Raw genomic sequence first — 16,211 nt, 5'->3', positions numbered from 1 at the left:
ACAAATGACCACTAACCACTAACTACCAACCACCAACAACCAACAAAATCAGTGTGAGGAGAGTCGGCAAATGAAGCGTATAAAATATTTAGTATCTGTGCTTTTGGCTAGTTCACTTTTAAGTTTGAGCCAATTTAATCAAGTAGCCTATGCTCAAGCAGCTTATGGTAGTTACGTCGGTGTTGGGCCTGCGGTTGGTTTTGCGGATGGAACTCAAATTGGTGGGGTTGTAGCCTTCCGTTACAAACTTTTGGAAACACCAGTTTCTTTTCGCGCCCAAGCTTTTTTGGCTAATAACATAGCAATTGTACCAACTGTTTCTTATGATTTTCCCCTTAACTGGCAAACTGATGCTTATATAGGAACTGGGCTAATTTTTGCTGGTGGTGATACGCCTTCACCCGTTGGTAATAAAATTAGCTTTGCCTTACAGCCAGGTATTGATTATGTTGTACCTAATAGCAATACTGTGCTTTTTGGTAATGCCATTATTGGTTTTGATGCTTTGCGTGATGGCGGTACAACTTTTTCTTTACAAGGTGGTGTCGGTTTAAGATTTTGATTTGCTTGGTGTCTTTGTGACTTAGTGGAATAAATGATTTTTGAACCACAAAGACACAAAGATACCAAGGTTGATTTTGGAATCGCAAAATCATTTCCAAAAGTGTTCCCTTTGTCAAAACTACAAAATTTTTGTCAGAATCAGGAAATAAGGACATAGTTGATGGTTCCAAATCAGTTAACAGTAACTAATAGAAATTGATCACTGTTAACTGATAACTGATAACTGATATAGGATTGACAAATTATGTTCAGAAATTTGGGATGGGTATCAAACGATAATTTTGCTCCCGATAATTCGCGATCGCCACAAAACAATCCAAAAACTGATGAACAACTTCTTGATGCTTATTCCCAAGCTGTCATCAATGTAGTGGAAAAAGTTAGTCCTACGGTTGTGAATATTGATGTGAAAAAATGGCTAACGGGACGTAGCCGCAGTTATCAACCTTTGACTCAAGAAGTACGTGGTAATGGTTCTGGATTTATCTTCACTCAAGATGGCTACATTCTCACTAACAGTCATGTCATACACGGTGCATCGAAAATTCAGGTAACACTGTCTGATGGTCGCAGTTACGATGCGGAAATGATTGGGGATGATCCTGACACAGATTTGGCTGTGATTAGAATTTATGCGCCAAATTTAGTAGCTGCACGTTTTGGTGATTCTCAAGCATTGAAAGTTGGCCAGTTAGCGATCGCGATCGGTCATCCCTATGGTTTCCAGACTACAGTTACAACTGGAGTGATCAGCGCATTAGGACGTTCTTTCCAATCGCGGTCTGGGAAGCTGATTGAAAATATTATCCAAACTGATGCTGCTTTAAACCCTGGTAATTCAGGCGGGCCGTTAGTTACGTCCCACGCTGAAGTGATTGGTATAAATACTGCTATTGTGATGGCAGCACAAGGGATTTGTTTTGCCGTACCCATTAACACAGCTAAAATGGTCATCCCAACTTTAATGAGGTATGGTCAAGTTCGACGTGGTTACATTGGTATTGGTGGACAAAATGTGCAAATTTCCCGCCGGATCATGTTATTTAATGAATTGGCTGTGGACACTGGCATTTTCGTTATGCACGTTGAACCAAACAGTCCAGCTAAGAAAGCTGGTTTGCTGCAAGGGGATGTGATTGTTGGTTTTAATAATTCACCACTGCGTGGCATTGAAGACTTACAGAAATTTTTAACACCAGAACGTGTGGCAGTGCGATCGCAACTGACTATTTTGCGTAACAATCGCAAGTTAGTAATAGATATCGTTCCAGAAGAATCAACTAGAGGCTAATAGTTAAAGCTATTGGTCTATCGCAAAAGTTTTGAGAGGTTTGTGGTAAGCAGCAAGCTTGCTTAAATATTTGAGGACTAAAGTCCTCACTACAAACGCATTTAAATCTCATAATTAATGCGATAGACCACTATTAACTTCTACATCGGTGTTTATCGGTGTGTATCGGTGGTCGATTTATCAAAAATATTGGTCATAGCTTAATTTTCCTCAGGGTTGAAACAAACAAGTTGTCACCTCCTCCAAAACTTGCAGTCCCTGCAAAGCACCTCGAACTAATCTAGTTGCAGCAATGGGTTGTTTCAGCATAGCTATAGCCAACGATAAAGGCTGAAGAGAACCATCAGAATTCAGTGTGGAATTGAGGTTAGGTAAATCGCGATCGCATCCATCACTCACAACCCGCACCATTCCCACCGTTACCCCAGTGGAGTTGAAAAATTTCAGCACAGTATATCCCTCCATGTCCACAACATCGGCTGCTAACATTTGACCAAGCTGGCATTTTTCTGTACTCGACCAAATCATGTGATCACTTGTTAATGCTTTGACAACAGCAACCTGATGGAGACACTGCTGCAAAGATGCTGTCAAAGTTGCATCACACTCATACACCAAAGTATCGCCAGTATTTTCCTGATAAATACAATCTGCGTACACTACAATATCCCCCACTTGATAGCGGGGTTGCAGACTGCCACACAAACCCATCACTAATAATGTTGGTTGGGGATGATTCAGGATGTTGTTTAACTCTTGACTTTTTTGCAAATATGTGTATGTATTTTCTACACCCACAGGTATGGGTATTACAAAGGGTGTAGAGCCAGTGATACGGCTTAAGCCTCGGCACACAGCTTGATACTCCGCACCTTGACAGACTAAGATTGCTTGGATTGTTGATGAATTGAACACTTTCGTGAAAATAGGCAACTAGGAGTAAGGGAAGAACGGCTTTGCGTAAAATCGTAGCGTTTTTAAACGCAAAGGGACGCAGAGTTTTTTTATTGAGAATTTGCTACGAATGAATAAAATTTTGTACTCAGTTGCCTCTGCGTTCCTCCGCGCTTACCTTTGCGTTCCTCTGCGTTTAAAAATATATTATTTTCAATGCCAACGAATTTGATATAACGTCTAATTGTATGCCTATGTGATTAAACTTAAGATTAGCATTCAGCAAAAATCTCGGTCATGATGGTAAAACCTCATCACTCTAAGACTCTCCGTGAGCGCTTTAATATCTCTAAATTAGCGATTCAACATCCCCGACTGACGGTGAGTTTTTGGTTAGCTGTGATGATAGCGGGAATACTTGCTTTTAGTTCCCTCAAGTATGCTTTGTTTCCAGATATTACCTTTCCTGTAGTAGTAATAAATGCTACATCTCCACTTTCGACAGCCTTAGATACGGAAGCAAAGCTCACCCAACCCATAGAACAACGTCTCAATTCTTTAGAAGGGCTTGATAAAATTCGCTCTTCTACATACCCTGGTCAAACAGTTGTGAGTTTGTCTTTTTTTGTTGGTACTAACCTGGAAAAGTCTACCACAAGGGTAGAAACAGAACTCAAACAAGCATCTCTGCCTGAGGGTTCGTCTTTTAAGATTATTCCAATTAGATTGAATGAGTCTGCTGCTGTTAGTTACGCCGTTGAGAGTCAGTCACGAAATTTAACAGAACTGACAAAGTTAACTAATGAGCAAATTATACCTGCGATCGCCAAACAGCCAGGAGTGTTAAGAGTAGATTTATTAGGCGCTTCTGCTGCTATGCAACAAGGAGCAACATTAGTCCGGTTCAACAGCAAAGATGCGCTTGCTATTCAAGTAATTAAACGTGGTGATGCGAACACCTTGGAAGTAGTTTCTCGGGTAGAGAATCAGGTACAACAGCTACGTTCTACGTTGAGTGATGTTCAAATCACCCTAGCTGCTACGCAAGCAGAGTATATCCGCAAAGCCACCGATGCCACTATTGATGCTTTATATGAAGCCATAGTTTTGGCGATCATCGTTATTTTTCCATTTTTGTGGAATTGGCGAGCGACTATAATTTCTGCACTGGCAATTCCTATATCTTTATTAGCAACTTTTATTGTCATGGCCTTATTTGGCTTCAACCTAGAGACAATCACACTATTGGCTCTCGCTTTGGTAATTGGCAGTATTGTTGATGATGCGATCGTTGATGTCGAAAATATTATGCGACACGTCGAGGACGGAGAACACCCCCGACAAGCTGCTTTTTTAGCTACAAATGAGATTGGTTTGACGGTCACAGCAGCGACTTTTACAGCAGTCGCCGTGTTTCTACCTATAGGTTTAATGGGTGGAGTAATTGGTCAATTTTTTAAACCCTTTGGCATTACAGTTTCCGCAGCAATGCTAGCTTCTTTGTTAGTTGCCCGGACTTTATCGCCAGTTTTGGCTAGTTACTGGCTCAAACCCAAGCCTGCTGGTTCTAAAACTCGCCAAGGAAGGAGATGGTCGAGTTTTGCCCAATATTACCAGAATTTGCTAGGTTGGTCGCTGAATCATCGTGCCATAGTCATAAGTTTAGCTGTACTGAGTTTTGTAGCGGGTATAGCTTTGATTCCACTAGTTCCCAAAGGGTTTATACCGAAATTAGACCGAGGTGCATTCAATGTAGTTTATACCACTGATTTACCGAATTTATCGGAGTTAGGACAAGGAGCAGAGAACACAGGAAATTTTGTTCCAGAATTTTCCCCATCGCCACGTCTACCTGTGTCTGATTCTGTCTCTTCTCTTTTCCCTGATGAATCTCCAATCACAACGATCTTGAATAACTCTGCTGAGGTAGGTAAGAAACTGGAGGAAGTAGTGAGAAAATCACCGGCAGTAGAAACAGTATTTACTGTCGTCGGTACGCGTGAGGGAGAACCGAATAAAGGTAAACTTTACGTCAAACTCAAAAGCGATCGCAACATCAAAACCTCAGAGTTACAAGATCAGTTTCGTTCCTCTTTACCCAAACTTGAGGGTGTAAGTATTAGCGTTGAAGACATCCAATTTGTTGATTCTGGCGCGCAAAAACCTTTAGAAGTAGCATTACAGAGTAACGATCTCAATACCCTCAGTCAAACTGCCCAGACAATCAAAGAACGTCTGCAAAAATTGCCAGGATTTGCTGATGTTACAGTCAAAGGCACAACAAATGCCCAGGAAAAAGTCTCGCAAATCGAACGTTTGAATAATCAACGAGTTGCCTATATTAGCGCCAATCTGGGGCAGAATTTACCTCTAGGTGATGCTACTGATAAATTAGTAGCTGAAGCTCGAGCTGTGATGCCTGCTGGTGTAACTTTAAATTTAGGAGGTGACTCTGAACGCAGTGGCGAAGTTTTCGCCAGTTTCGGCACTAATCTGGCGTTATCGGCACTGTGTATTATTTTTGTACTCATTGCCCTGTTCCGCAGTTGGGTAGATCCTGTGGTGATTTGTATTTCTTTGCCTTTAGCACTAGTAGGGGCAATGTTGGCGCTAGTAGTCACTAAAAGTGACTTTGGCATGATTTCGCTGATTGGTTTTGTGTTTTTGCTGGGACTGGCTAACAAAAATGCCATTCTGATTGTAGATTGCATTAACCAGTTGCGAGATGTCGGCTTAAACCGGAAAGAGGCAATTCTCCAAGCCGGACCGATACGTTTGCGCCCGATTATGATGACAACTGCCTCAACAATTTTAGGTATGCTTCCCATTGCCTTGGGTTTGGGAGCAGGTTCGGAATTGCGATCGCCTATGGCAGTAGCGATCGCTGGTGGGTTAGTAAGTTCCACCATTTTGAGTTTAATTGTTGTCCCAGTTGTATACGCCGTCCTTGATGATTGGTTTCCTAGACGCAGAGACATTAAACCCAAAGGATAGACTGATAACTGACGCCTAATTTGAATTAAAACTATGGCAAAAATCTTGTTTTTGAAATCGTAGACGCGCTCATAGGCTTCGGTGCAGGGTACACCGATGTACACCGATGCACACCGATAATCTATCTGTGTTCATCTGTATTTATCGGTGTTCGCTAACCAAAATCAAACTCTGGACAATTGCCAAAAACCTTATATTACTTCCTCAATTCACAGTCTTACATAACTGATAATGCGTGTATTTGTCACTGGTGGTACTGGTTTTGTTGGTGCAAACTTGGTGCGATTACTTTTAGCAGAAGGATACGCTGTTAGGGCATTGGTACGTCCTGATAGCCAATTAGATAATCTCCAGCATCTAGATTTAGAAATAGTCAGGGGTGATTTAAATCACCCAGAATTATGGCAGCAGATGCAGGGTTGTCAGTACCTTTTTCACGTCGCTGCTCACTATTCTCTTTGGCAAAAAGACAGGGAAGCTCTCTACCAGAATAATGTCCTGGGTACGCGCAATGTCCTAGCTGCTGCCAGAAAAGCTGATGTTGCTAGAACAGTTTATACCAGTTCTGTAGCAGCTATTGGAGTGGGACCCGGCGGTACGATTGTAAATGAAACTTATCAAAGTCCTGTAGAGAAACTAGTTGGTCACTACAAAAAGTCTAAGTTTTGGGCTGAACAAGAAGCCATGCAGGCAGCTGGTGATGGTCAGGATATAGTTATAGTCAACCCTAGTAGTCCAATTGGATCTTGGGATATTAAGCCAACGCCGACAGGAGATATTATTTTACGGTTTCTGCGACGGCAAATGCCTTTTTATATGCACACAGGACTGAATTTTATTGATGTGCGGGATGTGGCGAAGGGGCATTTACTCGCTTTACAAAAAGGTAAATCAGGCGATCGCTATATATTAGGACATCAAAATCTGACGCTCAAACAATTACTCGATCAACTTGCTGAGATTACAGGTTTGCAACCTCCTAAAAGGTCTATACCTGCTTGCTTACCTCTTAGTGTTGCCTGGGTTGATGAAAAAATTCTGACTCGCTTTGGCAAAACACCATCTGTTCCTTTAGATGGTGTGCGTATGGCAACGCAAACGATGTACTATGACGCTTCTAAGGCTGTACGAGAATTGGGTTTACCTCAGTCTCCCCTAAAGCTGGCTCTGCAAAATGCTGTAGATTGGTTTTTATCGCGTCCAGGATTTACGCAGATTTAATTTAGATTTACAGTGCTGATGATGACAGCAAATGTATAGCTCTTCCGGAACCGCGATCACTAGACAAAATCTGTTGCAGCAAGGTTTTTCGCATTTTTGGACGTGCTAGGCGATCGCGCCATATATATAACTCATGACAAGAATGTATAAAATCAGCCATATACTTGTAGATTGGAACACAAAATTTTATTGGTTAAAGTTGCACCCGTTGTACTATCCATATGGATTTCTAGCTCTGCTTGGGGAAAAGCCTCAAATAGCATTTGTTCTCCAGGAAAAACAATTTGCTCGAAGTCACAGTTAGTAATGTTGGAGATGCGAAGGATTTGAATCTGACTAGTTGTGTTTTTGTAGAAACACAAAATTTGGTTTTGTGTAAGGAATGTTGGAGAGTTATGCATTTGGGTTCTACTGGCTTGTTGAACAAAGTTGAAAATAGACATTTCCAAAGCCTTATATTCATCAGAGCTAAGATTGCACGGCTTGTAAGCTTGGTTGAGAAAACGGATTAACGCTAGACTCACAGCTTCTAAATCAGCCCGTTTCTTGGCTGCTGCAAAAGTTTGAACGAAAGTGGGATAAATTTGGCGATCGCTAAATCCAGTCTTTTCATCCGGCAGCCAACACTGAAATAAATATCCTTTGGGCATTGGTATTATTTCAATCAACCAGCCATGATAAGACTGCTTCCATTTCATCCACAATTTCCTTCTGAGCTTTTCTGATCGCAGACTGATTGGAACAATAGATTTACTGCTTAATGTTCCCCTCCAATATCTGAAGAATATAAAACCTACATATGCAATTTCCGTGTAGAATTTGTGCAGAAGTTGTGGAGTCGTCAGGGTAAATAACAGGCGTGTGTTCCTACTTGAGACGATAGCCTAACCCATGTACCGTTTCTATAAAATCTTCAGCAGCACCTGAAATTTTGAGCTTTTGCCTGAGAGATTTGATGTGAGATCTAACAGTTTCCTCTACAGGCGAGTCATCCATAGACCACACTTGCTCTATAATGCTAGAACGGCTTAATACCCGTCTGCCATTGGCAACCAGTAATTCCAAAATCGCATATTCTTTTGGTGTCAAGCTCAGAGGTTGATCATCGTAAGTAGCCTCGTAAGTACTAGGATTGAGAAGCAGGCTCCCCCAACATAAACTTAATGTGGTTGCAGAACTACCCCTTCTGAGCAAAGCACGTATACGAGCCATTAACTCTTCTAAGTCAAATGGCTTGGCCACATAATCATCTGCTCCCGCATCCAATCCGGTAATTTTGTCTGCTACAGTGTCACGAGCCGTTAGCATCAACACGGGTGCAGCAGAGTTACGATGTGCTGGATTATTGGCTTGGATGGTGCGTAAACGTTGGCAAAAACGAATTCCATCTAATTTTGGCAACGTTACGTCCAACAATAGCAAATCATACTTTATTGACTCAACCGAGTTCCAGGCTGCTTCTCCATCTTGGGCAATGTCTACTACATATTGACGTCTAGTTAATACTTCTGACAGTACCTCCGCCAATTGGGTATCATCTTCAACTACCAGAATACGCATAAACTAACCACCATACTCTTGTTCAGGCAGAGAGAAGTAGAAGAGAAGTTCTTTGACTCTATCATGACTCAAAAATTTATGAAGTGGTCTATTCAGGGTAAATGGATAGCAGGGGGATTTTGCTTAACCCTCCTGTTGATGGTACTAGTTAGCTTCGCTTCATATAAAAACACTCTTGAAATTAGAGAAAGTGCTGATAAAGTGCAATATACTTATGAAGCTCTCAATACACTGACTGATTTTTATGCTGCTATGTCAGTTGCTGAATCAGGACGACGCGGATATATCTTTTTAGGAAGTACACAAGAGTTAGAGCGCTACCAAACTGCTGTCAAAAATATGCAGTCTGAAATGCAGTTATTGCAGCATCAAATACATGCTAGTTCGAGTCAAAAACAGCGATTAGTACTCCTGAAATCTCTAGTTAATCAAAGATTATCCCTGTTGCAGCAATCAATAGCGTTGTATATGAAAGATAAATCAGCATTTCAAGCTCAATCGTTAATTACAAAAAAAAGTATTAATATTCGAGAAAATATTCTCCAATTACTACAAGTAATTAAAGCAGAAGAACAAGATTATTTAAAAAGCTCGCTTCAGCAATCACAGTACAGTATTCACTATAGAACAATCATCGAAATACTAGGTACAATTTTAAGCTTTATTGTAGTTTCTAGTTTGTGTTTTATACTTTATCGTCAATGGGTAAAACATGATGAGGTTGAAGCATTAGAAAAAACCTTAAATCAAGAGAAAGAATTAAATGAACTAAAACTTCGCCTCTTTTCGATGATTTCTCATGAATTTCGTACACCTTTGAGTGTGATTTTGCTTTCATCTCAATTATTAAAGGAAATTCTTCAGGAATCTGTTGATGAGAATAATTTAAAAAATTTATATCGCATTCAATCCTCAGCTAAATTAATGAATCAATTAATCACTGATTTGTTGACTTTAACAAGAGCGGAGTCGGGAAAATTAGATTTTAATCCTCAGTTGATTAATTTAGAAAGTTTTTGTTTAAATCTACTAGAAGATTTTCAACTTTTTGATACCAAAAATACTGCAATACATTTTATTAAATATGGTCGCTGTTATCGGGCAAATATGGATGAAAAACTCCTATATTCTATTCTCAGCAATTTGCTTTTGAATGCCATCAAGTATTCACCACAAGGAGGAAACGTATATTTATTATTAAAGTGTGAAGTAGAAGCTACTATTTTCCAAGTTAAAGATGAAGGAATAGGCATTCCCCAGCATGAACAGCAGAAGATTTATGAGCCGTTTTATCGAGGTCAAAATGTTGAAAATATAGTTGGTACCGGGTTAGGATTAGCAGTTGTGAAAAAATGTGTGGAACTCCACCAAGGAGAAATTTTTGTGGAAAGTGAAGTAGGAGTCGGTACAATATTTACGGTCAAAATCCCTCACTGAAGAAAAGAGTGTAATACCACTTCACTATAAGTCTGATACATTTGGCAAATAGGGGGATAAGGAAAACAAGGAGGACGACTTGGGGGAGAATTTATATCAAGAATTTTGTGAAATGGTATAAACGCTTCGCTCAATTAAAAATATATAATCAAAAATTTTATGTTTAATTGTTTATTGTGGGTGATACGCTGGGTTAGATATAAGTTCTGTTTTTAACTTATCTAAGTATTACTTAAGTGAAAACACCGTAATATTTGCTAAAATAAAGGTAAACAATGTAGAATATACTCCTATTTGGGTAGCAAGATCGCGGTAAATAGAGTAAAACTCGATTTAATGATTGAAATAAAAATCTATGCCGCATAGCAATTTGACAGCAAATATATGCACAGATACCAATGGTACGTTGGCTGTAGGTAAGCATATACTCAAAATCGGTTCCAGCCAAGGTGCGATCGCAGAATTAGCAACCATACCACAACAACCGAATTTGCTAGAACGTTCTACACCAGTGTTGATTCGTCAGCCTCCTAGCGAGAAACTTCTAGAGCGTGAAAAACCAATTAATGTTAATGAAGCGATCGCAACTTTAAAATTTGGACAATCGGTAGAATTTTATAGTCCCGTAGGTTTTGGCAAAAGCTTTTTATTGCGTTACTGCGCGCAAGAACTCCAGACTGATTCTATATTTAGTGATGGTGTGATCAGTCTATCTTCTCATCATCCCTATGTAAGTGATTTACTGCAAGTAATTTGGGAAGCTTTTTATAGATATGAAAGCGATACCCCTTATAAATCTACAGATGAGCAAATACGCCACCAAATACAGGACAAACACGCACTAGTTATACTCGATGACGGTGATCAACTTATCCAAGATGAAGTGCAAAAGCTGAGAAATGCTGCTAGTAACTGTACTTTTCTGGTTGCTTCTACAAAACAGCGTCTGCCAAAACCAGCATACTCCACTGCACTGTCTGGACTATCTATTGAGGATGCTTTAGTTTTCGTAGAAACAAAAATGCAACGTTCCCTCAAAATTGAGGAACTACCTGCGGCTAGGTCTCTGTGCATCATCCTCAAAGGAAACCCGATGCATCTGCAATTAGCGATCACTTACGTTTTAGCAGAAGGGCGATCGCTAGCTGAAATTGTCAGTCAACTACCAAATTCTCAAGCTAGTATTTATCTAATTCAACAAATCATCGAGTCGCTATCACACACCCACAGAAACATTTTGGAAATTTTGGCAGTGATGGGTGAGGTGGGGTTATTAGAGGAAGAGGTTGCAGCGATCACCCAACAACCAGACGCCTCGGAAATTCTAAAGAATTTGCAACAGCGTTATCTTATACAACAGGAAGATTTTCGTTATCGGATCAACAAGACAATCACAGCAGTTTTACCACCAGCATGGAAGTTAGGAACACCACTAGAAAATACGATCGCTTACTTTATTAACTGGACACAATTGTATCTCCAGCAGCCACAAAATTTATTAGTCAAAATTGATGCGATCGTACAAATTTTAGAAGTAGCAGTCAGAGCTAGCCGTTGGCAAGTTGTCTTACACTTAGCAAAAGCAGTGGAAGGTTTACTAGCTTTGAGTAAGCGCTGGGGTTTGTGGGAACATGTGCTACAACGTGGACTGCAAGCATCTCAAGCTGAACGAGACAAAGCCTCGGAAGCTTGGGCTTTACACCAACTTGGTACTCACGCCCTTTGTTTAGAAGAAAATACAGTTGCGTTTAGATACTTTACCAGAGCCTTAGAATTACGAGAATCTTTGAGTGATTTCACAGGATTAGCCCTCACTCGCCAAAATTTCAATTTACTTCCTTTATCCTTATTAAATTCCCAGCCTCAAAATATACACAATGGTAGCAGTGAACCTTACACTCTCCCGAAAATTGAGAAAAACCCCAACTTTAGTAATCATGTTCAAAAATCAAAAGTTGACTCGCTAAAAAATGGTTATCAGCCTGTAGTTAATCACCAAATTGTTAGCAGTATTCAGGCAAAAGAGGCTGACCCTTTGCCCCCTTCCTCAGTGTCACCTCTAACTCGGATGAACATAGTAGAGGGACAAACTTTACCTCCACCTTTGCGGCAAAACTTTTTACTTTCACCACAAGGGGTTATTACTACTGGAATTTTGGCTTCTAGTGGATTATTAGCTTGGTTTTACTGGGGTCGTACTGCACCCCAACCCATTCAACCAGATACCAGCAAGCCTCAAGCAACAACTATACCGTTAGCCCAACCGCAAATCGAAGCAACATCCATACCATCACCCATTGCTAAACCTACAAACTCAGAAATACCCACACTGTCACCCTTAAAACCCTTAAAAGAAACTAAGCCCATAATAGATCCGGCATTGACACCACCAACATTTCCCGAACCAACATTCGTCAAGCCAAAACAGCCACAAAGCAAACCTACATCTGCACCAGTACCAAAATACTTACCCACACCCACTGCCACTCCAGAACCAACACCAACAGTAGAAACCGAACCAGGCTTTAATTTTACACCAGTACCTAGTCCGGGCTTCGGTCTACCCTCTCCGATAACTTCGCCAACACCAACTTTTGAGCCACCATCACCGGAAACTACATCTAAACCTATTTTTACCCCGTCACCAACTCAAGAACCAACATCAAGCTCAGTAACTATACCCTCTACTTTTACCCCGTCACCGACTCCAGAACCAACATCAAAATCAATCACCATCACTTCTACTCCAGAAGTGACGGTGACGCCAATTGAAGAACCATCTAATCAAAATTGATTGTTGATGGTTAGTAGTTAGTGGTTAGTGGTTAGTGGTTAGTGGTTATTTCCTTACTCTCCCCCAAATCGTCCTCCTTGTCCCCAATCCAAAATCCAAAATCTAAAATCTAAAATCTAAAATTGCATAGTCAAAGTCCTAACTTCTCCAACACTGGGCGAGTAGAAACAATGTGCCTTTCTAAACCTAGTTCTTTCGGACTAATCCCAATTGCTAAGGCAACCAACTGCGGTAGATGCAAGACTGGTAAACTTAGCTTGTGTCCAATTACTTTTTCTACCTCTGGTTGACGAGAATCTAGGTTAAGGTGACATAAAGGACAAGGTGTCACCATACAATCAGCGCCTGCTTCTATGGCTTCTTGAATATGCTTACCAGCCATTTTGAACGACTCGGTGGTAGCATAACTAGCAAGAGGCCAACCGCAACACTGTGTACGACCTCTGTAATAAATTGGTGTAGCTCCCACTGCCCTAAATAGATTTTCCATCGTCTCTGGCTGGAAGGGGTCATCATAAAGCATAAATTTTTGGGCGCGCAGGAGATAACAACCGTAAAAAGCAGCACATTTGAGTCCAGATAGTTTACGGCTAACTCGTTGTTGAATCTCCTCTAAGCCATAATCATTTGCTAGAGCATAAAGCAGATGTTTAACTTCTGTACTTCCCCGGTAAGGTGAACAGCCTTCTTTTTGGAGCAAGCTGTTAACTTGTCCTACATAAGCGGGATTTGTTTTCTGACATTGTTTGAGGTGTTCATCAACATGGCCAATTACACCTTGACAAGTACTACAATGAGTCAGCAGTGGCAAATTTAATTCTTCTGCTAAAGAAATATTGCGAGCATTGACAGTATCTTCTAAAAGTTGGGAATCTTCCTTAAAAGTACCGGAACCGCAGCAGGCAGCTTTTTTAAGTTCAATAAGTTCAATGCCCAATGCTTTGCTGAGGGCAACTGTGGATTGATGAAGTTCCCGGCAAGCCCCTTGAGCAACACAACCTGGGTAGTAAGCGTATTTCAACGTATGGGATAGCATAGAAATATTGTTGTTAGATAATCGACACGAATTGCGTACACTAGAGCAGATGAAAAAGGTAATTGGTGATTAGGGAATAAGGTAATAGGTGATGGGAAAAGAGGTCGTTGGAATTATATTCTATGATTTTCCTTCTGCCTTCTGCCCTGGTGCCTTCTGCCTTCTGCCTTTTACATAGCTGCCTTCTACATAGCTGCCTGTAACTGTTTTATCATCGCATTCCTTAGTGTCGGTTGTTAGACAATAGGTACTGGGGTGTATATTCTGAAAAAAATTTAGTAAGAATTGCAAAACAGAATCCTTTAAAGAGTGTATGCGATCGCGCTTTCAGATAAGATGTATATGCTCAAAACCATGTAACCCATAAAGAGCGGATTATAGCAACTGGTTGAGGAATTTAATCTATGAGCCAAGCGGACATTTTTGAGAGAGTTAAAAAAATCGTTGTGGAGCAACTGGGTGTTGAACCCGAAAAGGTTACACCACAAGCCAATTTTGCCAATGATCTAAACGCTGATTCCCTAGATACAGTTGAGTTGGTAATGGCTTTAGAAGAAGAATTTGATATCGAAATTCCTGATGAAGCCGCTGAAAAAATTACCACAGTTCAAGAAGCATTGGATTACATTACCAACAAAGTTGCCGCATCCGCATAAGAGAGGTTAGGGCATAGGGTAATAGGACATAGGGCGTAGGGCATGGGGCATAGGGCATGTGCATAGAAAAAATTACATGAAGCCCAATTCCCAATTCCCAAATCTCAATTCCCAATGCCCGATTTCCTGTTCCCCATGCCCTGTGCCCAATTCCTGTTTTGTCCTGCCGGAGAGCCACTTGTAACTTAGTCATGACAGATTTGATACGTAAACGCGTTGTTGTAACTGGTGTTGGCGCGATTACACCGATTGGTAATACACCAGCCGAATATTGGGAAGGATTGGTAAGCGGACGTAATGGCATTAGCGAAATTACCCTGTTTGATGCTTCGCGCCATGCTTGCCGTATTGCTGGCGAGGTAAAAAACTACGATCCGCACGATTACATGGATCGTAAAGAGGCCAAGCGCATGGATAGGTTTTCTCAATTTGCCGTTTCAGCGGCAAAACAGGCTCTAGCGGATGCGCGGTTAACAATTAATGACCTGAATGCTGAACAAGTAGGTGTGATCATCGGTTCTGGCGTTGGTGGTCTCAAGGTAATGGAAGAGCAGCAAACAGTTTATCTCAACCGTGGCCCAGACCGCTGTAGCCCGTTTATGATTCCCATGATGATTGCCAACATGGCTGCGGGGTTAACAGCAATCCATACTGGTGCAAAAGGGCCTAATTCCTGCTCCGTAACAGCTTGTGCTGCTGGTTCTAACTCCATAGGAGACGCTTTTCGCCTGATTCAAGGCGGATATGCCCAGGCAATGATTTGTGGGGGAGCAGAAGCAGCTATTACACCTTTATCTCTTGCTGGTTTTGCTGCATGTAAAGCACTTTCGTTTCGTAATGACGACCCTGCTCATGCCAGCCGTCCCTTTGATCAAGACCGCGATGGATTTGTCATGGGCGAAGGAGCAGGTATTTTAATTTTGGAAGAAATGCAACACGCCATCAGTCGTGGTGCCAGGATTTATGCTGAAATCGTCGGCTATGGTATGACCTGTGATGCTTACCATATCACATCCCCCGTACCTGGTGGTGAAGGAGCCGCTAGGGCTATAGAGCTAGCACTCAAAGATGCAGGAATTACTCCCGACATGGTGAGCTACATCAATGCCCACGGTACTAGCACCCCAGCTAACGATTCGACTGAAACCGCAGCGATGAAAAGAGCCTTAGGTGATCATGCTTACAAAGTAGCAATTAGTTCTACTAAATCTATGACAGGTCACTTATTAGGCGGTTCTGGTGGTATTGAAGCAGTGGCAACAGTACTCGCGATCGCTAACGACCGACTCCCACCAACAATTAACCTAGAAAACCCTGATTCTGAATGTGATTTAGACTACGTACCGAACGTTAGTCGTACTGCACGTGTTGAGGTAGCACTGTCCAATTCTTTTGGTTTTGGGGGTCATAATGTCACCCTTGCTTTTAAAAAACATGTTTAGGAGTTAAAAGGGAATTGGGGATCGGGGATCGGGGAATTGGGATAAATTCTCCGTTTTCCCCCTTGTCCCCGTTCTCCTTTCCCCTTTCCCTATAAAGAACGTATTGTCTCTGACACCCAGCTGAGATCATTCCGTCCCTTTAGCAACTGAATATTTAGGCCAATCCTTTCTAGAATAATCCCAAAATCCTCGCTCAAAAATCCTCAGTTTTACAGCTTGTTTGTCAACAAGCACCAATGGGATGATGATACTATCGTGGGGAATTTTGATCCCCAGCAGGCAAAAGAAGCTTAAAAGAGTGCTAACCCGTCGTTAACAACAA

Annotated in this window: 13 protein-coding genes; 8 read left to right on the top strand and 5 right to left on the bottom strand. The window is 41.3% G+C overall.

Annotation, left to right across the window (positions count from 1 at the left end; all coding sequences use genetic code 11):
- The first annotated feature begins 70 nt into the window (after positions 1–70).
- Together RS893_RS13270 and RS893_RS13265 are read left to right on the top strand one after the other, a co-directional pair.
- Complete coding sequence (locus tag RS893_RS13270) at positions 71–562, top strand: hypothetical protein (protein ID WP_315791575.1); 492 nt, start codon at positions 71–73, stop codon at positions 560–562.
- A 246-nt stretch (positions 563–808) separates the two neighbouring features.
- Positions 809–1,855, top strand: a complete 1,047-nt coding sequence (locus RS893_RS13265; RefSeq protein WP_315791574.1) for a S1C family serine protease — start codon at positions 809–811, stop codon at positions 1,853–1,855.
- Between the two features lie 210 nt (positions 1,856–2,065).
- On the opposite strand, the gene RS893_RS13260 is transcribed toward RS893_RS13265, so the two are convergent.
- Positions 2,066–2,770 (bottom strand): nucleoside phosphorylase, encoded by a 705-nt coding sequence (locus RS893_RS13260; protein WP_315791573.1) that lies wholly within the window; start codon positions 2,768–2,770, stop codon positions 2,066–2,068.
- Between the two features lie 279 nt (positions 2,771–3,049).
- On the opposite strand from RS893_RS13260, the gene RS893_RS13255 reads away from it, so the two are divergent.
- Together RS893_RS13255 and hpnA are read left to right on the top strand one after the other, a co-directional pair.
- Positions 3,050–5,743, top strand: coding sequence for an efflux RND transporter permease subunit (locus RS893_RS13255; protein ID WP_315791959.1), 2,694 nt, complete (start codon positions 3,050–3,052; stop codon positions 5,741–5,743).
- A 231-nt stretch (positions 5,744–5,974) separates the two neighbouring features.
- The gene (gene hpnA, locus RS893_RS13250; protein WP_315791572.1) at positions 5,975–6,964 is read left to right on the top strand and encodes a hopanoid-associated sugar epimerase; all 990 of its coding nucleotides are present in this window, start codon (positions 5,975–5,977) and stop codon (positions 6,962–6,964) included.
- A gap of 7 nt (positions 6,965–6,971) precedes the next feature.
- On the opposite strand, the gene RS893_RS13245 is transcribed toward hpnA, so the two are convergent.
- The 3 genes from RS893_RS13245 to RS893_RS13235 form a co-directional block, all read right to left on the bottom strand.
- Complete coding sequence (locus tag RS893_RS13245) at positions 6,972–7,124, bottom strand: hypothetical protein (protein ID WP_315791571.1); 153 nt, start codon at positions 7,122–7,124, stop codon at positions 6,972–6,974.
- The gene (locus RS893_RS13240) at positions 7,117–7,662 is read right to left on the bottom strand and encodes a DUF1830 domain-containing protein (protein ID WP_315791570.1); all 546 of its coding nucleotides are present in this window, start codon (positions 7,660–7,662) and stop codon (positions 7,117–7,119) included. The genes RS893_RS13245 and RS893_RS13240 overlap by 8 nt, the downstream gene beginning before the upstream one ends.
- 169 nt (positions 7,663–7,831) lie before the next feature.
- Complete coding sequence (locus tag RS893_RS13235; RefSeq protein WP_315791569.1) at positions 7,832–8,524, bottom strand: response regulator transcription factor; 693 nt, start codon at positions 8,522–8,524, stop codon at positions 7,832–7,834.
- Positions 8,525–8,587: 63 nt separating this feature from the next.
- Here RS893_RS13235 and RS893_RS13230 point away from each other — a divergent pair, with 63 nt between their 5' ends.
- Positions 8,588–9,961, top strand: a complete 1,374-nt coding sequence (locus RS893_RS13230; RefSeq protein ID WP_315791568.1) for an ATP-binding protein — start codon at positions 8,588–8,590, stop codon at positions 9,959–9,961.
- A gap of 355 nt (positions 9,962–10,316) precedes the next feature.
- Entirely contained in the window at positions 10,317–12,755 is a 2,439-nt protein-coding gene (locus RS893_RS13225; protein WP_315791567.1) for an AAA family ATPase, read from the top strand.
- A 130-nt stretch (positions 12,756–12,885) separates the two neighbouring features.
- Here the strand turns inward: RS893_RS13225 and RS893_RS13220 are convergent, their stop codons facing one another.
- On the bottom strand, positions 12,886–13,791 hold the full coding sequence (locus RS893_RS13220; protein WP_315791566.1) for a CoB--CoM heterodisulfide reductase iron-sulfur subunit B family protein: 906 nt from the start codon (positions 13,789–13,791) through the stop codon (positions 12,886–12,888).
- A 404-nt stretch (positions 13,792–14,195) separates the two neighbouring features.
- Here RS893_RS13220 and acpP point away from each other — a divergent pair, with 404 nt between their 5' ends.
- Positions 14,196–14,447: an acyl carrier protein gene (gene acpP / locus RS893_RS13215; protein ID WP_315791565.1), complete on the top strand. Its 252-nt coding sequence runs from the start codon at positions 14,196–14,198 to the stop codon at positions 14,445–14,447.
- Between the two features lie 191 nt (positions 14,448–14,638).
- Positions 14,639–15,889, top strand: a complete 1,251-nt coding sequence (fabF, locus tag RS893_RS13210) for a beta-ketoacyl-ACP synthase II (protein WP_315791564.1) — start codon at positions 14,639–14,641, stop codon at positions 15,887–15,889.
- Positions 15,890–16,211: the final 322 nt, after the last annotated feature.

The sequence above is a fragment of the Fischerella sp. JS2 genome, assembly GCF_032393985.1.
Taxonomy (GTDB): domain Bacteria; phylum Cyanobacteriota; class Cyanobacteriia; order Cyanobacteriales; family Nostocaceae; genus Fischerella.
Note: the sequence above shows the minus strand (reverse complement) of the source record. Positions and strands in the feature narration are given on the sequence as shown.

Excerpts from the sequence above, each read along its gene's own strand:
- RS893_RS13235 (WP_315791569.1), bottom strand. The coding sequence starts at position 8,524 with ATGCGTATTCTGGTAGTTGAAGATGATACCCAATTGGCGGAGGTACTG.
- acpP (WP_315791565.1), top strand. The coding sequence starts at position 14,196 with ATGAGCCAAGCGGACATTTTTGAGAGAGTTAAAAAAATCGTTGTGGAG.
- RS893_RS13225 (WP_315791567.1), top strand. The coding sequence starts at position 10,317 with ATGCCGCATAGCAATTTGACAGCAAATATATGCACAGATACCAATGGT.
- RS893_RS13220 (WP_315791566.1), bottom strand. The coding sequence starts at position 13,791 with ATGCTATCCCATACGTTGAAATACGCTTACTACCCAGGTTGTGTTGCT.
- RS893_RS13270 (WP_315791575.1), top strand. The coding sequence starts at position 71 with ATGAAGCGTATAAAATATTTAGTATCTGTGCTTTTGGCTAGTTCACTT.
- fabF (WP_315791564.1), top strand. The coding sequence starts at position 14,639 with ATGACAGATTTGATACGTAAACGCGTTGTTGTAACTGGTGTTGGCGCG.
- RS893_RS13240 (WP_315791570.1), bottom strand. The coding sequence starts at position 7,662 with ATGAAATGGAAGCAGTCTTATCATGGCTGGTTGATTGAAATAATACCA.
- RS893_RS13245 (WP_315791571.1), bottom strand. The coding sequence starts at position 7,124 with ATGGCTGATTTTATACATTCTTGTCATGAGTTATATATATGGCGCGAT.
- RS893_RS13230 (WP_315791568.1), top strand. The coding sequence starts at position 8,588 with ATGACTCAAAAATTTATGAAGTGGTCTATTCAGGGTAAATGGATAGCA.
- RS893_RS13255 (WP_315791959.1), top strand. The coding sequence starts at position 3,050 with ATGGTAAAACCTCATCACTCTAAGACTCTCCGTGAGCGCTTTAATATC.
- RS893_RS13265 (WP_315791574.1), top strand. The coding sequence starts at position 809 with ATGTTCAGAAATTTGGGATGGGTATCAAACGATAATTTTGCTCCCGAT.
- hpnA (WP_315791572.1), top strand. The coding sequence starts at position 5,975 with ATGCGTGTATTTGTCACTGGTGGTACTGGTTTTGTTGGTGCAAACTTG.